This window comes from Thioalkalivibrio sp. ALJ7 (assembly GCF_000376865.1).
In the GTDB taxonomy this organism is placed as follows: domain Bacteria; phylum Pseudomonadota; class Gammaproteobacteria; order Ectothiorhodospirales; family Ectothiorhodospiraceae; genus Thioalkalivibrio.
This window is the reverse complement of record NZ_AQXQ01000006.1, coordinates 12,611-35,329: the sequence shown is the minus strand read 5'-3', so window position 1 is coordinate 35,329 and position 22,719 is coordinate 12,611. Positions and strand designations below refer to the sequence as shown.

Genomic DNA, 22,719 nt, shown 5'->3' with positions numbered 1-22,719 from the left:
CCCCCAACCGCTAGTCGCTCAGCGCCACGGAGTTCTCGCGCTCCACGTGGCCGCCGAAGGCGTCCGGTACCACTTCGATCAAGCTGATCTTGGTGGACGTAATTTCGACGATCTGCCCGTGGTTCTGGCCCATGTAGTTCCCCGCGGTGACACGCTGGATGCCACGGTCCGGCGTCCGCACCAGGGCATAGCGTGTGCCGTGCTGCTCCAGCGACCCCACCATTCGCAGCGAGTCGAGAGGGAAGCCTTCAAGGAATTCGCGCGGTCGATCGGCATCAAGCTCGGCATCGCCGGCTTCGCCTTCGGCTGCGGCCAGTTCCGGCTGCGCGATCACCGAGGAGTCGAAAGGCGAGCGCGTATGACCGGGGTAAAGATAGGGCTCGTGCGGCTCCAGAGTCGGAATCGGTTCGATCCCGCTCCCCGGGCGCTCCTTGATCTCGGCGATGTACTGCTGAAGGTCACGGTTGTCCTGTGCGCAACCCGACAGCAGCAGGCCGCCAATCAGGACAAGCCCCAACCAGGGCCCAATCGCTCGCGAGGAAGAAGGTTTCATCAGTTCTCCTCCAGATAGCGATAGGTCCGCGCAACCGCATCCATCAGCAAGTCGTTATCGGAATTGCCCGGGCGGATATACATGTTGTGCATGGTCACGACCCGCGGTAGTGCCGAGACACCACTAACGAATTCCGCCAGGTCTTCGTAACCACCCCGCACGCGCAGACGGATGGGAACCTCGGCGTAGAAATCGCGACGGTTCTCGCCGCGCGGCTCGAACAGCTCGATCTCAAGCCCCGCCTGCAAACCGGTCTGTGAAATATCCACCAGCAAGCTCGGGATCTCGGCACTACTCGGCAGCAACTCCAGGAGGGAGGCGAACATACGCTCCATCTCTTCGAGTTGCTCCTCGTAGGCCTGGAGGTTGGCGGCCCGTTGCTGCTTGTCCTCGAATTCGTCGCGAAGCTGAAGTTCGCGACTCTCCGCACGTTCGAGATCGGTACGCTGATCGCTGATGAAGAGGTAGTAGGACAGGCCGAGAATCGCCAGAACGATCACGACTAGGATCAAGCCCTTGACACCCCAGGAGGCTTCGCCAATGTTGTTGAAGTCGACCTGCTTGAGTTCATTGAGATCCATCAGGAGCCCTCCTCTTCGGCATCCGGCCGGGTCTGCGTGGCATCCAGTCGGAAGTCACGGACTTGGAGGCGACCCTCCTCACGGGTCTCGATAATTTGCAGGTTGGAGCCACCTAGCCAGGGCGAAGCGTCGAGCCGACGCATCAGCGCTGAGATCCGGGTGTTCGACTCGGAGCGACCCACCAGGCGAACATTCTCCCCCTCCTGGCGAACCTCGTTGAGATAGGTACCTTCGGGTAGCGTCTCGACCAACTGGTCAAACAGGTGCACCGCCTCCGGGCGCTGTGACTGCAAGGTTTGAATGACCTCCATCCGTGCGATCAACGCCTCTCGCTGATCGTCGAGGTCACGGATGCGGGCGATCTGGCGATCCAGTTGGCGAATCTCGCTTTCCAACATCTGGTTGCGTGACTGCTGATGGTCAATCAATGCGCCCATGAAGCTGTAACCGGCAAAGGCGAGCAGAATACCCACAACCGCGGCACCACCCGCCGCGGTAAAGAATTCCTTGCGCCGCTGTTCGCGGGCCTTCTCGCGCCAGGGAAGCAGGTTGATATAGATCATGACGCATACCCCCGCATGGCCAGGCCACAGGCCGTCATTAGCGCCGGGGCGTCATTGGCGAAGCGTTCCTGGTTGACCCGTTTGGCCAGTGCCATACCGCGAAATGGATTGGCAATGGAGACCGGCGTCCCAGCCGCTTCCTCGAGCAGTTCATCCACGCCCGGTATGGCGGCACAACCACCGCCCAGCAAGATGTGGTCGATCGTGTCCTGCGGGCGCGTCACATAGAAGTACTGCAGCAGGCGCTGAATCTGATCGACCATCGTCTGTTTGAAGGGCTCGAGGATGGAACTGGCGTAGTCGGCCGGCAGATCACCGCTCATCTTCGCGGAACCAGCCTCCTGATAGTTCATGCTGTAGCGGCGCATGATCTCTTCGGTGAGCATGCGCCCACCGAAATTCTGCTCGCGGGTGTAGACCACACCCTCGCCCTGACTGACCACATAGACGGCTGTCACCGACGAGCCCACATCGACCACCGCCACGATCGGCTTGTTTTCGCTATCGGGAACTTGCTCCATCAGCCGTTCCGCGGTGTGCTCGATGGCATAGGCCTCGACATCGACCACTTCAGGGGTGAGCTTGGCGGCCTCGGCAATCGCCACGCGGGAGTCGACGTTCTCACGACGAGAGGCGACGACCAACACGTCGACCATCTGCGGGTTCTTGTCATTCGGGCCCAGGACCTGAAAATCCAGGTTGACCTCTTCCAGGGTGTAGGGGATGTATTGATCCGCCTCCACAAAGACCTGGCCCTCGAGTTCCGCATCACCCAGCCCAGCCGACATCTGAATCGTCTTGGTAATGACAGCGGAGGAAGGGACGGCCATCGCACACTGCTTGAGCCGCGTCCCAGAGCGCTTAACGGCCCGTGCCAACGCATTCCCAACGGCTTCGGTGTCCTGGCAGACCTTGTCGACCATCACGCCATCCGGGAGTGGCTCGACCGCAAAGGCCTCGACCCGGTAGCCCTTACCCTGTCGCGCCAGCTCCAGCACCTTGACGGCTGCTGAGCTGATATCCACGCCCAGGACCCCTTGTTTGGATTTTCCGAGACTCAGCACACATCCCCCTGTATACCCCAACGAAAGTAACTGGTAGCGTTACAATCACGTATGCTAGCTCGTTCACAATATACACCGCGACTTCAAGGTTGCAAGTCGCATTGAATGCGACTTCTCACCTTGGCCTCACTTTTTTTACTGTCATGAATCCGGTCTTGAAGATTATTACGGCGCTGCTGGCCCTGATTCTGGCAGCCGGAATCGGCCTGTCCATTGCATTGGCGGCCCTCTATGTTCATTACGCGCCGACCCTCCCCGAGGCCGATGCGGTGCGCGATGTGCGCCTGCAAACGCCCCTGCAGGTTCGCAGCGCGGACGGACGCCTGATGGGCGAATTCGCCGAAGAGCGGCGCATCCCCGTATCAATGGATGCCATCCCCCAGCAAGTCCGCGAGGCGTTCATCGCCGCGGAGGACGAGCGCTTTTATGACCACCCGGGCGTCGACGTGATGGGCCTGGCGCGCGCGGCGCTCAACGTCGTCTCGACTGGCGGCGAACGCAGCCAGGGCGGCAGTACCATCACCATGCAGCTGGCCCGCAACATCTTCCTGACGCGCGAGCGGACGTATGAGCGCAAACTGCGGGAGATCTTCCTGGCCATTCGCCTGGAACAGGAAATGACCAAGGACGAGATTCTCGAGTTATACCTGAACAAGATCTACCTTGGGCAGCGTGCCTACGGGATCGAAGCGGCCTCCCGGGTCTACTTCGGACGCTCCCTGGACCAACTGGAACTGGACGAGATCGCCACGCTTGCCGCCCTGCCCAAGGCCCCGTCGACCACGAATCCCGTCACCAGTCCCGAACGCGCCGAGATCCGGCGGAATTATGTTCTGCGGCGGATGCTGGAGACCGGTGCGATCGACGAACAAGCCTTCGAAGAAGCGCTGGCGCGGCCAGTATTGTCCGAGCGCCATACGGCTGCCACCGAGATTGATGCCCACTGGGTCGCCGAGATGGCTCGCCAGATGGTCGTCAACCTGTGGGGAGACGAGGCCTACCGACGGGGTCTTCAGGTACACACCACGATCGACGCCCGCCAGCAGGAGGCCGCGAACCAGGCCCTGCGGGAGGGTCTGTTGGAATACGACGAACGCCACGGTTTTCGCGGCCCGGAGATGCGCATTCCCTCCACCACTCTGGAGGATGCCGACGCCCGCGAGCGCGCCTTGAAGGCGATAGGGGTCCATGGACGGTTATTGTTCCCGGCCGTTGTCCTGGAACCATCCGGAGAAGGCGTGCTGCAGGTCGACGGCGGTCCGATCGGGGAACTGGAAATCCGGCCGGAAGATCGCGAATGGGCGGGCTCGCCTGACTTCGCCCCCGGCGACGTAATTCGCGTGCGCCCTTACGTCGACGGCCGCTGGCGCCTGGCCCAAAAACCGGAAGTTACGGGCGCCGTCATCGCGCAATCGCCAGAAGATGGCGCCATTCTTGCGCTGGCGGGCGGCTTCGACTTCTTCGAGAATCGCTACGACCGAACCACACAGGCGCAGCGGCAGGCCGGCTCCGCCTTCAAGCCGCTGGTCTATTCATTGGCCCTGCGTCAGGGGCACCGGCCTGATGGGACGGTGATCGACGCGCCCATGGTGTTTGACGATCCCGCCCTCGGAGCCGAATGGCGACCGCAAAACTACACACGGCGCTTCCACGGCGAGACCACCCTGCGCGAGGCGCTGGCGAACTCCCGCAATCTGGCGTCCATCCGCCTGCTCAACACCCTGGGGACCCGCAATGTGCACCAGGAACTGGCCCGCTTTGGCCTGGACCAGGAGGCACAGCCTGACAACCTCTCGATGGTCCTGGGGACCGGGACCCTCACCCCGCTCCAGCTGAACAACGCCTATGGCGTGTTCGCCAGCGGCGGCCGACTCAACAGCCCCTGGATCATCTCTCGGATCGAGACGGTGGACGGCGAAGTCCTGTACGAGGCCGCCACCGAACGGGCCTGCCCTGCCCCCTGCGAGAACCCGAAAGGACAGGACTTGCCTTTGGTCGCAAGCGGCGGCGCGCTTCAGTACACGGACCCGGTTCCGGTTCTGGAGCCGGGCGTTGCCTGGCAGATGAGCGACATGCTGCGCAGCGTCATCACCTCCGGCACCGGGCGCCGCGCGATGGAACTGGGGCGATCCGATTTGGCCGGGAAGACTGGCACCACCAATAGCTACCGCGATGCCTGGTTCGCCGGCTTCAATGCCGAGCTGGTCGCAACCGCCTGGATTGGCTTTGACGACAATCGCGAACTGGGACGGCGTGAGAGCGGGGGCCGCGCGGCCCTGCCCATCTGGACTCGCTTCATGGGGAACGTACTTGCCGATCAGCCGGAACGCCCGGTGGAACGTCCCGACGACGTCGTGCGCACCGCGATCCTGCCCAATGGTCAACGTGCACCCAGCGACGACGCCCCAGGCGCCCGCAACCAATGGCTGCTACCGAACCAGATCCCTGAACGCGGCCACGCCATGCCGGGGCGCGGAAGCGGAAATGGCAGCGAAACCGGCCAAGACCCCGAACTGGTCTTTTAAATGTCGGCCCCCTCGCGTGTCCGCCAGGAACTGGCGCAAGAAGCCGCGCGCATCATGCTGGACGACGGGATCCGGGATTTCGGGCTGGCCAAGCGCAAGGCGGCGGAACACCTGGGCGTCGATGCGCGCCATGAAATGCCTAGCAACATGGAGATCCAGGACGCCGCGATCGAACGCAGCCGCCTGTTTGCGACTCCGGCCAGCCGCGCCGCCTACCGCAGCCGCCTGGAAGCGACACTGGTCGTGATGGAACGCCTGGAGCACCTGGAACCGCGACTGGTCGGCCCGCTCCTTCAAGGTCTAGTGGAGTCGCAACCGCTGATCAACCTCCATGCCTTCGCCGAGACAGTCGAAGAGGTCATCCTGGAGATGGGGGATCGGGGGATTCACTGCGAGACCGGCGAGCGCCGTTACCGCAGCCGGCAGGGTCGCGAACAGCGCATCCCCTTCCTCGCCTTCCGCGGACCGGGCGACACCGATGTGGAACTCACGGTATTCCCGCTGGACGGCATGCGCCAGGCGCCACCGTCGCCGGTGGACGGCCGCCCGATGCAACGCGCAACCCGCGCGGACGTAGAGAGGATACTGGCGGATACCGGCGCCGAAGAGGCGGCGGCCCCGGTGGAATAGTAACGGGGCCGTACGCTCGCGCCGGGCGGACTAGCGTCGGTATTTGGTGACGGTGTCCACCATCGCGGCGACACGCTCCGGATCGATACCCGGATGGATACCGTGCCCGAGGTTGAAGACATGCCCGGTATCGCCTTCGAAGCCGTCCAGAACTCGCAACGTCTCCTCGCGCACGACCGACTCGGGCGCATACAGCACCGACGGGTCCAGATTGCCCTGCAAGGCGACTCGGTCACCGACCCGCCGACTGGCCTCGCCGATCTCGATGGTCCAGTCGATCCCGAGGGCATCCGCCCCAGTATCCGCCATGATCTCCAGCCAGGCCCCGCCACCCTTGGTGAACAGCGTCACCGGCACGCGACGGCCGTCATTCTCGCGGATCAGGCCATCCACGATCCGCTGCATGTACGCCAGCGAAAACTCGCGGTAGGCCCGCGGGGTCAACGATCCGCCCCAGGTGTCGAAGATCATCACCGACTGGGCGCCGGCGCGGATCTGGGCGTTCAGGTACTCGGTCACCGAGTCCGCGACCTTTTGCAGCAGGGCATGCATCGCCTGCGGCTCGCCATACATCAGGCGCTTGGTCTCGGCGAAGTCGCGCGAGCCCTGACCCTCGACCATATAGGTTGCCAGTGTCCACGGACTCCCGGCGAATCCGATCAGCGGGACCTGGCCGTCCAGTTCGCGACGGATCAAGCGCACGGCGTCCATCACGTAGCGCAGTTCCTGTTCCGGGTCCGGCACCGGGAGGTTCTCGATCGCATCCAGCGAACGTACGGGGTCGCGGAAGCGCGGACCCTCGCCGGTCTCGAAGTACAGCCCCAGGCCCATCGCATCCGGGATCGTCAGGATGTCGGAGAACAGGATCGCCGCATCCAGGGGAAACCGGCGCAGCGGCTGCATGGTGACTTCGCAGGCCAGCTCGGGGTTCTGGCACAGGCTCATGAAGTTGCCGGCCTGGGCACGCGTCTCGCGGTATTCGGGCAAGTAGCGCCCGGCCTGACGCATGATCCAGATCGGCGGCCGGTCCACCGGTTCACGCAGTTGGGCACGGAGCAGACGGTCGTTCTTCAGGGAATTGGGCATCAAAAGGCTCAAACGCCGAGGTATTCGAGGATGCCTTCGGCGGCCTCACGGCCTTCGAAGACAGCGGTGACCACCAGATCCGAGCCGCGCACCATGTCGCCGCCGGCGAAGACCTTCGGGTTTCCGGTCTGGAAGGCATGCTCGCCCGCGACCTGCACGCGACCGCCTTCATCGATACCGATCTTGTAGTCGGCGAACCAGTCGGAGGGTGACGGGCGAAAACCGAAGGCGACCAGCACGCGATCAGCGGGGATCACATGTTCGGAGCCGGGGACCGGCTCGGGTCGACGACGTCCGCGCTCATCGGGTGCGCCCATCTGCGTACGCACGACCTTCACACCCTCGACCTTGCCGTCGCCGACGATCTCCACCGGCTGCACATTGAATTCGAATTGCACGCCCTCTTCGCGCGCATGCACGACTTCCTTGCGCGAACCCGGCATATTCTCTTCGTCACGACGGTAGGCACAGGTCACCGATGCCGCACCCTGGCGGATGGAGGTGCGATTGCAGTCCATCGCGGTATCGCCGCCACCCAGCACGACCACGCGCTGACCAGCCATGTCGATGAACTCGCCGCCATCGTCCTGCGGCCAGCCCATCACCTGGCGGATATTGGAGATCAAAAACGGCAGGGCCGGATACACGCCCTCCAGATCCTCGCCCGGGAAGCCGCCCTGCATGGCCGTATAGGTCCCCATGCCAAGAAACACGGCATCGTATTCCTCCAGCAGGGCATCCATCGCGATGTCACGACCGATCTCGGTATTCAGGCGAAATTCCACGCCCATGCCTTCGAGGATTTCGCGGCGGGTGCGGATGACCTGCTTTTCCAGCTTGAACGGCGGGATGCCGAAGGTCAGCAGGCCGCCGATCTCCGGGTAGCGATCAAACACCACCGCCTGCACGCCGTTGCGCGCCAGGATATCGGCGCAGCCAAGCCCCGCCGGACCGGCGCCGATCACCGCGACGCGCTTGCCAGTCGGCGTCACATCGGACAGATCCGGGCGCCAGCCGGCCTTCAGGGCCTCGTCGGTGATGTATTTCTCGACCGAACCGATGGTGACTGCACCAAAACCGTCATTCAGGGTGCAGGCGCCCTCGCACAGACGATCCTGCGGGCATACGCGGCCGCACACTTCGGGCAGGGAGTTGGTCTTGTGCGAGAGCTCCGCCGCGGCGAACAGGTTGCCCTCTTCCACCAGCTTCAACCAGTTCGGGATGAAGTTGTGGACCGGGCACTTCCATTCGCAATAGGGATTGCCGCAGGCCAGGCAGCGGCCGGCCTGTTGCCCGGCCGTCGCCGGATCGAACTGACCGATGATCTCGCCGAACTCGTGGATCCGGATCTCGGCGGGAGTCTTCTGGGGATCCTGGCGCGGGAGGTCCAGGAACTGCATCGGATTGGAAGCCATGGAACACTCGCTCCGACGGAATCGGGGTAGGGGCCGCAGAGCGGCCCGGGGAGTTCGACCGGAGAGCCGGCCCGTGGTCAGGGCTGCAGGGCGGCGCGGACCTTCTGGCTCACCTGGCCCATGTCCGCGCGCCCGAAGACCCGGGGTTTCAGCACGCCCATTACGCGGCCCATGTCGCCGGGAGCGCTGGCGACCGTCTCGGCAATCGCCTCGCTCACCAGCTGGTCCAGCGCGGCCGCATCCAGCGGCTCGGGCATGTACGCCTCGATGATCACCACCTCGGCGGCCTCGCGCTCAGCCAGATCCTCACGACCACCCTTCTGGTACTGGTCGATGGAATCGCGCCGCTGCTTGAGCATCCGATTGAGGATCGCCAGCACGGCGTCGTCGTCGGCCTCGCGACGTTCGTCCACCTCGAACTGAGAGATCTCGGCCTGGATCATGCGCAAGGCACCCAGGCGTTCCTTCTCCCGGGCTCGCATGGCGTTCTTCACGTCATCCTGCAAGCGCGACTTGAGCGTCATCTTGGGGTCCTCGGGTCCGGGCACAAGCCCGAACAAAGGTTCAGTACAGACGCACCCGACGGGTCATATCGCGGGAATTCTTCTTCAGCTGACGCTTCACGGCCGCCGCAGCCTTGCGCTTGCGCTCGGTGGTCGGCTTTTCGTAATACTCGCGACGGCGGACTTCCGCCACCACACCGGCTTTTTCGCAGGTGCGCTTGAAACGGCGCAGGGCAACCTCGAAGGGCTCATTCTCACGAACTCGTACGTGCGGCATACAATCTCCGAAACGGATGCAGGATCTCTCGATCAAAACAGAATCAACAAAACAGGCCGCCAAACACTGCGGGCGACCATGCAGAACTCCCTATGGTAATCCAACCTGCACCGATTGCAAAAGTCCGTGAAGCGATCCGCAGCATCCGACCACACCGGCTTACGCCGTCGCCGGGGCGCACGCTATGATGGCCCGCATGGAAAACCTGAACGTAGAACTGGGTGCGCGCAGCTACCCGATCCACATTGGACCGGGCCAACTGAACGAGCCGCAGCGGCTGCGCCCCGCAGTAGAAGGCCGGCGCGTCGCCGTAGTGACCAACACCACGGTCGCCCCCCTGCATGGTGATGCCCTACGCCGCAGCCTCGCGGATTGCGGCATCAGCGGGGAGCCTCTGTGGATCGAGCTCCCCGATGGCGAACAATACAAGACTATGGCCACGGTCGAGACCATCCTGACGCGCCTGCTGGAGGCACGCCTGGATCGCGGCAGCCGCATCGTCGCCCTGGGCGGCGGCGTGGTCGGTGACATCGCCGGGTTCGCCGCGGCGATCTACCAGCGCGGCATCGACTTCGTACAGGTCCCGACCACCCTGCTCGCCCAAGTGGATTCCTCGGTAGGCGGCAAGACCGGGGTCAATCACCCACTGGGCAAGAACATGATCGGCGCCTTCCACCAGCCGCGCGCGGTCATCATCGATACCGACACCCTGAAAACCCTGCCCGAGCGCGAGCTGCGAGCGGGTCTTGCGGAGGTCATCAAGTACGGCCTGATTCGGGACGCCGAATTCTTCACCTGGCTGGAAGAACACATCGATCGCCTGCGCACGCTCGATCCGGAAGCGCTCGCCTTCGCCATCCGTCGCTCCTGCGCCTGCAAGGCGGAGGTCGTCGCCGCCGACGAACGCGAGGGCGGCATCCGCGCGCTGCTCAATCTGGGCCACACCTTCGGCCACGCCATCGAGGCCGGCATGGGCTACGGCGAGTGGCTGCATGGCGAGGCCGTCGGTACCGGCATGGCCATGGCCGCACGCATGTCGGAACGCATGGGCTGGCTGGACCGCGTCAGCCGCGAACGCGCCGAGGCCCTGATCCAGCGCGCCGGCCTGGCCCTGGAGCCACCTGCCGCCGTGACCCCGGATCGCTTCCGCGAACTGATGGCGATCGACAAGAAGGTTGCCAGCGGTCGACTGCGCCTGGTTCTGCTGCGCGGTATTGGCGAGGCCGTCCTGACCGACGAGTTCGACCAGACCGCCCTGGACCACACCCTGCACGAGCATGCCCGTGTTGCCTGAAGCGATGGCCACCCCTAGCGTCGCGGCCCCCGGCCTGGCGCCCTACGCGAGCGACCCCGCGCATTCACGCGGTCGCGCCCAGGACGAACCGGCCCCGCGCCACCGCAGCGACTTCCAGCGCGACCGTGACCGCATCGTTCATTCCAGCGCCTTTCGCCGGCTGGAGTACAAGACTCAGGTCTTCATCAGCCATGAAGGCGACCTGTTCCGTAATCGTCTGACCCATTCGCTGGAGGTCGCCCAGATCGGGCGCTCCATTGCCCGTGCGCTACGCCTGAACGAGGACCTGGTCGAGGCCATTGCCCTGGCGCATGATCTCGGCCACACCCCGTTTGGGCACGCCGGGCAGCACGCCCTGAATGCCTGCATGCGCGAGCATGGCGGTTTCGAGCACAACCTGCAGTCCCTGCGCATTGTCGACCTGCTGGAACGCCACTATGCCGACTTCGACGGCCTCAATCTGACCTTCGAGACGCGCGAGGGCATCCTCAAACACTGCTCGCCGGACAAGGCCCGGCAGCTGGGCGAGATCGGCGTTCGCTTCCTGCAGAAGGAACAACCAAGCCTGGAGGCCCAGCTCACCAACGTGGCCGACGAGATCGCCTACAACAACCACGATGTCGACGACGGCCTGCGCTCGGGCCTGCTGACCCTGGGCGACCTCGCCGAGGTCACGCTGTTTCGTGGGTGCCACGAGGCGGTACAGGCCCACTACCCCGGTCTGGAGCCCCGCCGAGTCCAGCACGAGACGGTGCGTCGCATGATCGATGCGCTAGTGAGCGACCTGGTCGCGACCACCCAGGCGGCCATCGACCAGCAGCGGCCGCAAAGCCCCGATGATGTGCGCCGCGCCGACACCGCGCTGATCCGTTTCAGCCCGGAGATGCACGCGCAGGCACGTGAACTGAAGGCCTTCCTGCGCGAGAACCTCTACCATCACCACCAGGTACACGGCGTGATGCACAAGGCCCGCCAGCTGATCCACGACCTGTTTGCCGCATTCGAATCGGAACCGCGCCTGATGCCCGAGCACTTCCAGCGCCTGGCCGACGAGATGGCTGCACACGATCCGCACGGGCCGCAGCGCGCGATCGCCGACTACATCGCTGGTATGACGGATCGTCATGCCATCCGCGAACACCACCGCCTGTTCGATCTCGGCTCCCTGACCTGAAGGCCTCGCAATGGCGCTCTCCGAACAATGTCTGGAACAACTCGGCCTGCACACGCCGCCGTTTGACGAAGCCCCCGACGAGACCTTCGTCTACAGTGACCCGTTGCTGGACGGCCTGCTGGAGTCCGCGCGGGCGGCCCTGAACGAACCCGGCGCCGTCGTCCTGATGACCGGTGAAAACGGCTCCGGGCGCAGCCTGCAGCTGATGCGCCTGCTGGCAATGCTGCCCGAGCCGTTCGATCTGATCGCCTTCCGCGCGCGGATCAACACCCAGTTCGAGTCGGTCGACAACACCATTCGCAACTATCTGCGCTCGAAGAATGCCGATGACCCCGACCGTGCCCTGACCGAACTGCTCGCCGACCGGGTGACGGATGGCGCCGACCCGGTGATCGCGATGGACGATGCCCATCTAGTCGGCACCGATATTGTCAACAACCTGATGCGCATGCGCAGCGAGGTCCTTGCCAAGCATGGGCGCGCCCCACGCATCGTCCTGGTCGGCTCCACCGGGCTGCTGCGCCGGCGCCTGTACCTGCCGGACCCGTCGGACGAAGATCAGGTCACCCGCATCAGCCTGCGCGCGTTCAACCTGGAGCAGACCGCGGCCTATCTGCGTCACCGCCTGCAGGCCGCTGGCCTGGCGGACCCCGACCGCTTGCTGGACACGGACGCCGTACATCACCTGCAAACCACCAGCCAGGGTCTGCCTGGCAACCTCAACCGCGAGGCCAATAGCTTTCTCGAGCGCCAGTGCCGTAGCGAGCGCCGAGCTGGCGCGGCGGCCGCCAGTAGCGCGGCACCGGGCGTGGCCGCTGGCGCCGCTGCCGAAGCCGACAGTGCCGAGTCCGAACCACTCGCGGGCGACGACACCCCTTCGAACCTCGACCAGGAATCGGTGGAACCCTCGTTCGTGGCCACCCGCGACGACGAGACGACCACCGCCGAGCCAGGCCTGCACGCCAGCCGCGAGCCCGACGACACCGAGTTCACACCAGCCGCCGAGGCCCTGGCCGGATCCGCAGTGCAGGACACCCCGGAAACGCCAGCGAGCCCCGACGGCTTCGAGCCCGATAGCGGTATCCCGGCGCCCCCAGCGCCGGAGAACGTCGCGTTCTGGAATCAGCGCTGGTTCGTACCGGCCGTCGCCATCACCGTGGCCCTGGGTATCGCAGCCCCGGTCGCCTGGCAGCTCCTGGAATCGGAGCCCACCACGGCCGACGGCGAAATCATCGAGCTCCCCCTGCCCGAGCCGCGCATGACTGAATCCGAGCAGGACGAGACGCCGGAGCCACCGGCGGACGACGAAGTCGTGGTCGCTGACCCGCTGGATCTACCTCCACCGGCCGAAGCCGAAGCCGAAGCCGAGTCGCAGATCGAGCCGGAGGCGCCCGCCGAGCCCGCCGAGGCAGAACCGGCCACGGAGCCAGATCCCGAACCGGCGCCGACGCCGGAACCGGAACCGGCCCCAGAACCAGAGCCTGAACCCGAGTCAGAGCCAGCTCCGGAGCCCGACCCGGCCTCGGATGACCTGGCAGAGGACGACGTGGATGCCACCCGCCTGCGTGATGACCGCAGCTGGTTGAATGATCAAGACGGCAGCGGCGCCACGATCCAGCTGCTGGCCGCACAGGACATGGCCGCCGCCCGAGCCTATGCCGACCGGCACGAGCTGGGCGGCATTCGCTATATCCCAACCCGTGTCAACGATCGCGAATTCGTGGTCATCCTCGCCGGCGTATTCCCCGACCGTGCGGCCGCCGAACGGGCCGTTGAAGATCTGCCCGAGGCCGTCCGCCGCGACGAACCCTGGATCCGCTCCATCGGCTCCGTCCAGAACGTCGTCCGCGACTAATCAAGGGCCTTATTCACCACGGAGCACACGAAGGCGCGAAGAAGGTCAAAAGCTTTTCACCACAGAGGGCACAGAGCACACAGAGAAATGCAAAGTCTTTGCATGGTCGGTGGGCCAAAGCGGGGTCGATGTGTTTTGCCCTTCCACCTTGAATTGCTCCGTGCACTCCGTGCCCTCTGTGGTGCAAAACGCTTTTGAAGTGACCTTCTTCGTGCCTTCGTGCACTTCGTGGTGAACAGCCCTGCCGGGCTTTACCTGCGCGGGTGTCGTGCCTACTTGACCGGCCCCGGTTTGCCGGGAGAATGACGGTTCGGCTATATTCCTGCGCCTTTTTCCGTGTTCTTTTTCCAGGGACGGCCCTGACAACGTACCGCGCCCGCGTACGGCCCCGCGCGCTGCGACCGGAGTTCACCGATGCGACAGAACCAATTGAACGGCACCCTCTACCGCCCCGCATTCGAACGCGACAACTGCGGCTTCGGCCTCATTGCGCATATGGACGGCGTGGCCAGCCACTGGGTGGTGGACACCGCGATCAAGGCCCTGGAACGCATGACCCACCGCGGCGCGATCGCCGCCGACGGCAAGACCGGCGACGGTTGCGGGCTGCTGATGAAGACCCCCGAGGCCTTCCTGCGCACCCTGGCATCCGAGTCGAGCATCGAGCTGGCCGAACGCTTCGCCGCCGGCATCGTGTTCATCAACCCGGCCAAGATCGACGAAACCCGCAGCGCCGTGGAGAACGCGATCGAACGCGGCCCGCTGAAGCTCGCCGGATGGCGCGAAGTCCCGGTGAACCCGGAGGAGGCCTGCGGTGACGAGGCACTGAAGAGCCAGCCGCATATCCTGCAGGTGTTCATCAATGCACCAGCGGACATGGACGCGGCCGATTTCGAACGCGCCCTGTTCGTAGTGCGCCGTCGCGCCGAGATCGCGATGGGCGACGACCCGGTGTTCTACGTGCCCAGCCTGTCTTCCCAGGTGGTCTCCTACAAGGGCCTGGTGATGCCGGAGAACCTGCCGGTTTTCTACCCGGACCTGAAGCGCCCGGAGCTGGAAACCGCGATCTGCGTGTTCCACCAGCGCTTCTCCACCAACACCTTCCCGCAGTGGGGGCTGGCGCAGCCGTTCCGCTTCCTCGCCCACAACGGCGAGATCAACACCGTGCAGGGCAACCGCAACTGGGCGGTCGCGCGCCAGCACAAGTTCGCCACCGAGAAGCTGCCGGAGCTGGCCGAACTGGAGCCGTTGGTCAATCTGGAAGGCTCCGACTCGCAGAGCCTGGACAACATGCTGGAAGTCCTGCTGGCGGGCGGCATGGACCTGTTCCGTGCGATGCGCCTGCTGGTCCCGCCGGCGTGGCAGAACGTCGCGCACATGGACTCCGACCTGCGCGCCTTCTACGAATACAACTCCATGCACATGGAGCCCTGGGATGGCCCGGCCGGGATCGTGCTGACCGACGGCCGCTACGCCGCCTGCACCCTGGACCGCAACGGCCTGCGCCCGGCGCGCTACGTGATCACCAAGGACCGCCACATCACCCTGGCCTCGGAGATCGGCGTCTACGACTACGCCCCCGAGGACGTAGTCACCAAGGGCCGCCTGAAGCCCGGGCAGATGCTCGCGGTGGACACCGAGTCCGGCGAGTTGCTGCAGCCCGAGGACATCGACCGCATCAACCGCACCCGCCAGCCCTACCGCCAATGGCTGCGCGCGCATGTGAAGCACCTGAAGAGCCAGCTGGACGACAACCAGCTGTTCTCCGGCGAGCCGATGCCCCCCGAGCGCCTCGAGACCTACGAGAAGCTGTTCGACGTCACCTTCGAGGAGCGTGATCAGATCCTGCGCGTGTTGGCCGAGGCCGGCCAGGAGGCCGTGGGCTCGATGGGCGACGACACCCCGTTCGCGGTGCTGTCGCAGCACACCCGTTCGCTGTACGACTACTTCCGCCAGCAGTTCGCCCAGGTCACCAACCCGGCGATCGACCCGCTGCGCGAGAGCATCGTGATGTCGCTGGAAACCTGCTTCGGCCGCGAGCAGAACCTGTTCGAGGAGACCCCGGACCACGCCCATCGCCTGGTATCCGACTCCCCGGTGCTGTCCGAGGCCAAGTTCCGCGAGCTGTGCAACCAGACCGAAGACGCCTTCCGCGTCGAGCGCATGGACCTCAACTACGACGTCCACTCCGGTTCGCTGGAAGACGCCGTCAAGGCCCTGACCGACAACGCGGTACAGGCCGTTCGCAACGGTGCCGTCGTATTGGTGCTGTCCGACCGCGGCATCGACCCGGAACGCCGCCCGATCCCGGCCGCGCTGGCCGTGGGCGCCGTACACCACGCCCTGATCCGGGCCAAGCTGCGCACCGACGCGAACATCGTCGCCGAGACCGCCACCGTCCGCGACCCGCATCACTTCGCGGTCCTGCTCGGCTACGGCGCCACCGCGATCTACCCCTACCTGGCCTACTCCGCGCTGCACGGCATGTGCCAGTCCGGCGAGATCCCGAATGCCGACCCGCTGACCCTGGCGCAGAACTACCGCCGCGGCATCAACAAGGGCCTGTTCAAGATCCTGTCCAAGATGGGCATTTCGACCATCGCCAGCTACCGCGGGGCGCAGCTGTTCGAGATTGTCGGCCTGGCCGACGAGATCGTGGACACCTGTTTCACGGGTACCACCAGCCGCATCCAGGGCACCCGCTTCGCCGACATCGAAGCGGACCTGGAGACGCTGTCCAAGCGCGCCTGGAACCCGCGCAAGAGCGCCGGCCAGGGCGGCCTGCTGAAGTACGTCCACGGCGGCGAGTACCACGCCTACAACCCGGACGTGATCCAGACCCTGCACCGCGCCGTGCAGTCCGGCGACTACGGCGTGTACAAGGAATATGCGGACCTGGTGAACGAACGCCCGGTGACCGTGCTGCGCGACCTGCTGAAGGTGCGCGACGACATCGAGCCGATTGATGTCGACGAGGTCGAGCCCGAGACCGACATCCTGCCGCGCTTCGACTCCGCCGGCATGAGCCTGGGCGCGCTGTCGCCGGAGGCCCACGAGGCCCTGGCCACCGCGATGAACCGCCTGGGTGGGCGCTCCAACTCCGGCGAGGGCGGCGAGGCCGTCTCCCGCTACGGCACCGAGCGCATGTCCAAGATCAAGCAGGTGGCCTCCGGCCGCTTCGGCGTAACCCCGCACTACCTGGTCAACGCCGAGGTGCTGCAGATCAAGGTCGCCCAGGGCGCGAAGCCCGGCGAGGGCGGCCAGCTGCCGGGCCACAAGGTCAACAAGATGATCGCGGAGCTGCGCTACTCGAATCCGGGCGTCGCCCTGATCTCGCCGCCGCCGCACCACGACATCTACTCCATCGAGGACCTGGCGCAGCTGATCTTCGACCTCAAGCAGGTCAACCCGAACGCGCTGGTCTCGGTGAAGCTGGTCTCCGAGGCTGGGGTCGGCACGATCGCCGCCGGTGTGGCCAAGGCCTACGCCGACCTGATCACCATCTCCGGTTACGACGGCGGCACCGGCGCCAGCCCGCTGACCTCGGTGAAGTATGCCGGCACCCCGTGGGAGCTGGGCCTGACCGAAACCCACGCAACCCTGCGCGGCAACGACCTGCGCGACAAGGTGCGCCTGCAGACCGACGGCGGCCTGAAGACCGGCCTCGACGTGATCAAGGCGGCGATCCTGGGCGCCGAGAGCTTCGGCTTCGGCACCGGCCCGATGGTCGCGCTGGGCTGCAAGTACCTGCGGATCTGCCACCTGAACAACTGTGCAACGGGTGTCGCCACGCAGGACAAGGTGCTGCGCATGAACCACTTCATCGGCCTGCCCGAGATGGTCATGCACTACTTCCAGTTCGTCGCCCGCGAGACCCGCGAGTGGATGGCGAAGCTGGGTGTGCGCAGCCTGACCGACCTGATCGGCCGCACCGATCTGCTCGAGGTCCTGCCGGGCGAGGCGCCGAAGCAGCAACACCTGGACCTGAACGGCCTGCTGGCCAGCGGCGGCCTCGCCGACAAGCCGCGCTTCTGCAAGGAGCCGAAGAACGAGCCGTTCGACAAAGGCGAGCTGGCCGAGAAGATGGTCGCCGAGATGCTCGAGGCGATCGAGAACAAGGCCGGTGGCGAGTACCGTTTCGACGTCGCCAATACCGACCGCTCGATCGGCGCGCGCCTGTCCGGCGAGATCGCCAAGCGCCACGGCAATCAGGGCATGTCCGATGCCCCGATCACCGTGCGCATGAAGGGCACGGCCGGGCAGAGCTTCGGCGTCTGGAACGCCGGTGGCCTGCACCTGTACTTGGAAGGCGATGCCAACGACTACGTCGGAAAGGGCATGACCGGCGGCAAGCTGGTCATCCGTCCGCCGGAGGGCTCCAGCTTCGCCAGCCAGGACACCACCATCATGGGCAACACCTGCCTGTATGGCGCCACCGGCGGCAAGCTGTTCGCGGCCGGCCAGTGCGGCGAGCGCTTCGGCGTGCGTAATTCGGGTGCGCTTGCGGTGGTGGAAGGCATCGGCGACCACGGCTGCGAGTACATGACCGGCGGCGTGATGGTGGTGCTGGGCAACACCGGCATCAACTTTGGCGCGGGCATGACCGGTGGCTTCGCGTTCGTGCTCGACCGGGAGAACGACTTCCCCGACCGCATCAACAACGAGCTGATCGACCTGCATCGCCTCGACATCGAGGACATGGAGGCGCACCGGAACTACCTGGAGGAACTCATTACCGAGTTCGTGCACGAGACCGACAGCGCCTGGGGCCGCGAGATCCTGGAACGCTTCGACGACTACCAGGGCTCGTTCTGGCTGGTGAAGCCGAAGGCCTCCGAGCTGAAGGGCCTGCTGGCCAACCTGCGCCAGGCCGCCTGATCCGCCACCCGGCGGTATTGTAATGCGGGCCCCTCACGGGGCCCGTTTTGTTTGCAGTGCCAAAAAACCCGTCATTGCGAGCGCAGCGAAGCAATCTCCAGGAACTGCCACCAGAACACAGCGTCAAGCGATTGCTTCGCTGCGCTCTCAATTACCAGGCAGCACCCGGACACCCTCCCGCGACCGGAGGCTGACGGATACCGATTGCTTCGTCGCCCAAGGCTCCTCGCAATGACGGGGAGGTAGAAAGTAGCGTCATCGCGAGGAGCGAAGCGACGTGGCGATCTCCACGGGCAACCCCGGCGTCCGCCCCGGAGACCACCGGGACTCGCCGCGTCGGCTGCGGCGTCCCGCAGTGACGTGTTGCGGCCCGACGCTGGGCTATCATGCGAACCTGACGACGAGCACATCCCCGAGGAATACCCGGCGACACCATGGCAGGCCTCATCCCACAGGCATTTATCGACGAGCTGCTCGAGCGCAGCGACATCGTCGAGGTGATCCAGCGCCGCGTGAGCCTGAAGAAGGCCGGGCGCGAGTTCGCGGCCTGCTGCCCGTTCCACGGCGAGAAGACGCCGTCGTTCTATGTCTCCCCGCAAAAGCAGTTCTATCACTGCTTTGGCTGCGGCGCGCACGGCACCGCCATTAGCTTCCTGATGGAGTACGAGAACCTCAGCTTCCCCGAAGCGATCGAACAGCTGGCCGACCAGGCCGGCCTCGAGGTGCCGCGCGAGACCGACGGGGACGATCGACGCGAGGCCCACGCGCCGCTGTATGACGCGCTGAACGCCGCCGCGCAGTGGTACGTGCAGCAGCTGCGCCAGACACCGAAGGCAGTCGAATACCTCAAGAACCGCGGTATCGACGGCGCCACCGCTCGGGATTACCAGATCGGCTGGGCGCCGCCCTCGGGGCTAATCGAAACACTGAAGCCACGCTTCACGCCGCAGCAGCTGGTGGATGCCGGACTGGCCGCGCGACGCGACGACGGCGGCATTCGCGAGCGGTTCCGGTCGCGCATCATGTTCCCGATCCGCGACCGGCGCGGCCGCATCACCGGCTTTGGCGGGCGCCTGATCGAGGACGGCGAGCCGAAGTACCTGAATAGCCCGGAGAGCGAGGTCTTCCACAAGGGCCAGACCATCTACGGCCTGTTCGAGGCGCGCAAAGCCGGCACACGACTGGACGACATCGTCGTGGTTGAGGGCTACATGGACGTGGTCGGCCTGGCGCGCGCAGGCTTTCGCCGTGCCGTGGCCTGCATGGGGACCGCCCTGACCCGCGCCCATCTGGACAGCCTGTTCCGTCAGGTCTCTCGCATTACCCTGTGTTTCGACGGCGACGCCGCGGGCCGTCGCGCAGCCTGGCGCTCGCTGGCCGAGGCCCTGCCCGCAATACAGGGCCTACGCGAGGTGCGCGTACTGTTCCTGCCGGAGGGCGACGACCCCGACAGCCTGGTCCTGCGCGACGGCCTTGCCGACTGGGAGGAACGCCTGGCCGGAGCCCTGCCCCTGTCCGAGACCCTGGTGCGTCTACAACGGGACGAGCACCCCACCGATACCGCCGAAGGTCGCACCCGTTTCGCCCACGCGGCCATGAAACTGGTGGCCACCACCCGTGACCCCTTGTTCCGGGATCAACTGGTCGAGCGCATCGGGCAGGAGACTGGGCTTAGCCCTGAACGCCTGGAGCAGGTCCTGGCCGAGCAGCCAACTCCACTCGGACGCGCCGCTGACACCGGCCCGGACCGCGACCTCCCAGCCACCTCCCAGGAAAACCGGGGCGGTGCCAACGGCGAAACCCCGCCCGCCCTGTGGGGCGCCCTGCTCGCGCGCGTGCTGCAACATCCGGAGCTGGACTGGAACCAGCCCGAATTCCGCCAGCTCGTCGAACTGCCCGGAGTCGCCGCCACCACGCTGCGCGACCTGCTCGCGGCCCTGGAGGAGAACCCGGACCGCCACACGGCCGGTCTGCTGGAGCGTTTTCGCGAGCAGCGTCACTTCCAGCGCCTGATGGCACTGGCTCACCAGGAGCTGGAGGACGGCGAGGAGGCCGTCACCCGGCAGACGGCGCTGGACTGCGCCCGGCAGCTCCTGCGTCAACACTATCGTTCCCGAATTCGTGAACTGACTCGCCCTGGGAGCGAACTCGGCACGGAACAACGCGCCGAGCTCGCCCGTCTTACCGAGCAGCTACAGAGATTCGACGCGCCTCGATAGCCCGGACGCACCTTGAAGCGGCGCCATTTGCCCACATGATTCAAGGCATGGAACCGGCCGCGCAGCGCCCATTGACCGGAGAATCGGTCGGGCAGCCAGCAATATAAGAATCTTCTGCTACAATGTAGGATTAATTTTTGGCCGACTCGACTTCCCTCGGAGTACTGACGAATGAATCGTGAAGAGCAGCAATCCCAGCTCAAGGAACTGATTGCCAAGGGCAAGGAGCAGGGATACCTCACGTACACCGAGGTGAACGACCACCTGCCCGACTCGATCATCGATTCCGACCAGGTCGAAGACATCATCGCGATGATCAACGACATGGGCATCGCGGTGCACGAGCAGGCCCCGGATGCCGACAGCCTGCTGCTGTCCGACGGCTCCGTCTCCGCCGACGAGGACGCCGAAGATGCCGTGGCCGCGCTGGCTTCCGCTGATAGCGATTTCGGTCGCACCACCGACCCCGTTCGCATGTACATGCGCGAGATGGGTACGGTCGAGCTGCTGACCCGCGAGGGCGAGATCCGCATCGCCAAGCGCATCGAAGAGGGCCTGATGCAGGTCCTGTTCGCGCTGGCCCATCATCCGGGTGCGATCGAACGATTGATCCACGAATACGACAAGATCGTCGAGAACAATAGTCGCCTGACCGACCTGGTCATCTCCTTCATCGACCCGAGCGACCATGCCAATGGCGAAGCCGTGGCTCGGGGACTGGTCACGCCGGAGCAGTCTCAAAAGGCGCAGGACGAACTGAAGGCCGCCGCCGCGGCTGCAGCCGAGCAACAGGCCGCGGCCGAACTGGACGCCATCGTCGACGAGGTCGAAGACGCCGAGGATGACGAAGAGGCCGCCGAGCCGGTGGATACCGGGCCGGACCCGGAAGAGGCCCGCGCCCGTTTCGACAAGCTACGCAAGCTCCACGCCAAAGCCAACAAGGCCTTCGAAAAAGGCAACCGCGAGGCCTACGCCGCCGCGCGCGAAGCCACCGCCAAGTACTTTATGGAGTTCAAGCTGGTCCCGCGCATGGTCGACCAGCTGACCACCCAGTTGCACGGCAGCATCGACCACATCCGTCGCCACGAACGCCGGATCATGGATCTCGCCGTGGGCCAGGCGCAGATGCCGCGCAAGGCGTTCATCGACAGTTTCCCGAAGAACGAGACCAACACCGGCTGGGTGAAAGAGGCCTGCAAGGCCAAGGGCAAGTACACCACCGCCCTGGCCCAGCACGAAGAAGAAATCGTACGCCTGCAGAAAAAGCTGGCCGAGATCGAACACGAGGCCAGCCTGAACATCTCCGAGATCAAGGAGATCAATCGCCACATGTCGATTGGCGAGGCCAAGGCCCGGCGCGCGAAGAAAGAAATGGTCGAGGCCAACCTGCGCCTGGTGATCTCCATCGCCAAGAAGTACACCAACCGCGGCCTGCAGTTCCTCGACCTCATCCAGGAAGGCAACATCGGCCTGATGAAGGCCGTGGACAAGTTCGAATACCGTCGCGGCTACAAGTTCTCGACCTACGCCACCTGGTGGATTCGTCAGGCCATCACCCGCTCCATCGCGGACCAGGCCCGCACCATCCGTATTCCGGTGCACATGATCGAGACCATCAACAAGCTCAACCGTGTCTCGCGTCAGATGCTGCAGGAGATGGGCCGCGAAGCCACACCGGAAGAGCTGGCCGAGCGCATGGAGATGCCCGAGGACAAGATCCGCAAAGTGCTCAAGATCTCCAAGGAACCGATCTCCATGGAGACCCCGATTGGCGACGATGAAGACTCCCACCTGGGCGACTTCATCGAAGACGAAAAGGTCGCCTCGCCGTCCGAGTCCGCCGCACAGGAAAGCCTCACCGAGGCCACACGCGAGATCCTGTCCACGCTGACCCCGCGCGAGGCCAAGGTCCTGCGCATGCGCTTCGGCATCGACATGAACACCGACCACACCCTCGAGGAAGTCGGCAAGCAGTTCGACGTCACCCGCGAGCGCATCCGTCAGATCGAGGCCAAGGCCCTGCGCAAGCTGCGCCACCCGACCCGCGCCGAACTGCTGCGCACCTACACCGACGCCGAGTAACCGGCGTCCCGGCCAAACAG

The 22,719-nt window shown here is 65.2% G+C and carries 16 protein-coding genes; 8 read left to right on the top strand and 8 right to left on the bottom strand.

From position 1 onward, the window contains the following. Positions 1 to 10: 10 nt before the first annotated feature. Genes D002_RS0101610 through D002_RS0101595 form a run of 4 tightly spaced genes read right to left on the bottom strand, consistent with a single transcriptional unit; the run spans position 11 to position 2,761 of the window. Positions 11 to 553 carry a pilus assembly protein PilP gene (locus D002_RS0101610; protein WP_018140166.1) on the bottom strand — a complete coding sequence of 181 codons (543 nt, stop codon included), beginning with the start codon at positions 551 to 553 and terminating at the stop codon, positions 11 to 13. Beyond that, positions 553 to 1,134, bottom strand: a complete 582-nt coding sequence (locus tag D002_RS0101605) for a type 4a pilus biogenesis protein PilO (protein ID WP_018140165.1) — start codon at positions 1,132 to 1,134, stop codon at positions 553 to 555. The genes D002_RS0101610 and D002_RS0101605 overlap by 1 nt, the downstream gene beginning before the upstream one ends. Beyond that, positions 1,134 to 1,697 (bottom strand): PilN domain-containing protein, encoded by a 564-nt coding sequence (locus D002_RS0101600; protein WP_018140164.1) that lies wholly within the window; start codon positions 1,695 to 1,697, stop codon positions 1,134 to 1,136. Before D002_RS0101600 ends, D002_RS0101605 begins: the two co-directional genes overlap by 1 nt. Beyond that, entirely contained in the window at positions 1,694 to 2,761 is a 1,068-nt protein-coding gene (locus D002_RS0101595; protein ID WP_026181438.1) for a pilus assembly protein PilM, read from the bottom strand. The genes D002_RS0101600 and D002_RS0101595 overlap by 4 nt, the downstream gene beginning before the upstream one ends. 143 nt (positions 2,762 to 2,904) lie before the next feature. Between D002_RS0101595 and D002_RS0101590 the strand changes: the two genes are divergently transcribed. Beyond that, complete coding sequence (locus D002_RS0101590) at positions 2,905 to 5,286, top strand: penicillin-binding protein 1A (protein ID WP_018140162.1); 2,382 nt, start codon at positions 2,905 to 2,907, stop codon at positions 5,284 to 5,286. After that, entirely contained in the window at positions 5,287 to 5,916 is a 630-nt protein-coding gene (locus tag D002_RS0101585; protein ID WP_018140161.1) for a hypothetical protein, read from the top strand. 30 nt (positions 5,917 to 5,946) lie between these two features. Here the strand turns inward: D002_RS0101585 and hemE are convergent, their stop codons facing one another. The 4 genes from hemE to rpsU all read right to left on the bottom strand — a co-directional run bounded on the left by hemE (position 5,947) and on the right by rpsU (position 9,197). Beyond that, positions 5,947 to 7,002, bottom strand: a complete 1,056-nt coding sequence (gene hemE / locus D002_RS0101580) for a uroporphyrinogen decarboxylase (RefSeq protein ID WP_018140160.1) — start codon at positions 7,000 to 7,002, stop codon at positions 5,947 to 5,949. 8 nt (positions 7,003 to 7,010) lie between these two features. Then, positions 7,011 to 8,417, bottom strand: a complete 1,407-nt coding sequence (locus D002_RS0101575; RefSeq protein WP_018140159.1) for an FAD-dependent oxidoreductase — start codon at positions 8,415 to 8,417, stop codon at positions 7,011 to 7,013. Between the two features lie 77 nt (positions 8,418 to 8,494). After that, a complete protein-coding gene (locus D002_RS0101570; RefSeq protein WP_018140158.1) occupies positions 8,495 to 8,941 on the bottom strand; it encodes a GatB/YqeY domain-containing protein in 447 nt (148 codons plus the stop codon). A 40-nt stretch (positions 8,942 to 8,981) separates the two neighbouring features. Further along, positions 8,982 to 9,197 carry a 30S ribosomal protein S21 gene (rpsU, locus tag D002_RS0101565; protein WP_012981683.1) on the bottom strand — a complete coding sequence of 72 codons (216 nt, stop codon included), beginning with the start codon at positions 9,195 to 9,197 and terminating at the stop codon, positions 8,982 to 8,984. A gap of 184 nt (positions 9,198 to 9,381) precedes the next feature. Between rpsU and aroB the strand changes: the two genes are divergently transcribed. From aroB to rpoD, 6 genes are all read left to right on the top strand, one after another. Then, positions 9,382 to 10,491 carry a 3-dehydroquinate synthase gene (aroB, locus tag D002_RS0101560; RefSeq protein WP_018140157.1) on the top strand — a complete coding sequence of 370 codons (1,110 nt, stop codon included), beginning with the start codon at positions 9,382 to 9,384 and terminating at the stop codon, positions 10,489 to 10,491. Between the two features lie 4 nt (positions 10,492 to 10,495). Then, positions 10,496 to 11,665, top strand: a complete 1,170-nt coding sequence (locus tag D002_RS0101555) for a deoxyguanosinetriphosphate triphosphohydrolase (RefSeq protein WP_018140156.1) — start codon at positions 10,496 to 10,498, stop codon at positions 11,663 to 11,665. A 10-nt stretch (positions 11,666 to 11,675) separates the two neighbouring features. Beyond that, positions 11,676 to 13,520 (top strand): AAA family ATPase, encoded by a 1,845-nt coding sequence (locus D002_RS0101550; RefSeq protein WP_018140155.1) that lies wholly within the window; start codon positions 11,676 to 11,678, stop codon positions 13,518 to 13,520. 414 nt (positions 13,521 to 13,934) lie between these two features. Continuing rightward, entirely contained in the window at positions 13,935 to 18,398 is a 4,464-nt protein-coding gene (gene gltB / locus D002_RS0101545; protein ID WP_018140154.1) for a glutamate synthase large subunit, read from the top strand. A gap of 434 nt (positions 18,399 to 18,832) precedes the next feature. Then, entirely contained in the window at positions 18,833 to 20,617 is a 1,785-nt protein-coding gene (gene dnaG / locus D002_RS0101540) for a DNA primase (RefSeq protein WP_018140153.1), read from the top strand. Between the two features lie 171 nt (positions 20,618 to 20,788). Then, positions 20,789 to 22,699: an RNA polymerase sigma factor RpoD gene (gene rpoD / locus D002_RS0101535; protein WP_018140152.1), complete on the top strand. Its 1,911-nt coding sequence runs from the start codon at positions 20,789 to 20,791 to the stop codon at positions 22,697 to 22,699. Positions 22,700 to 22,719 lie beyond the last annotated feature (20 nt).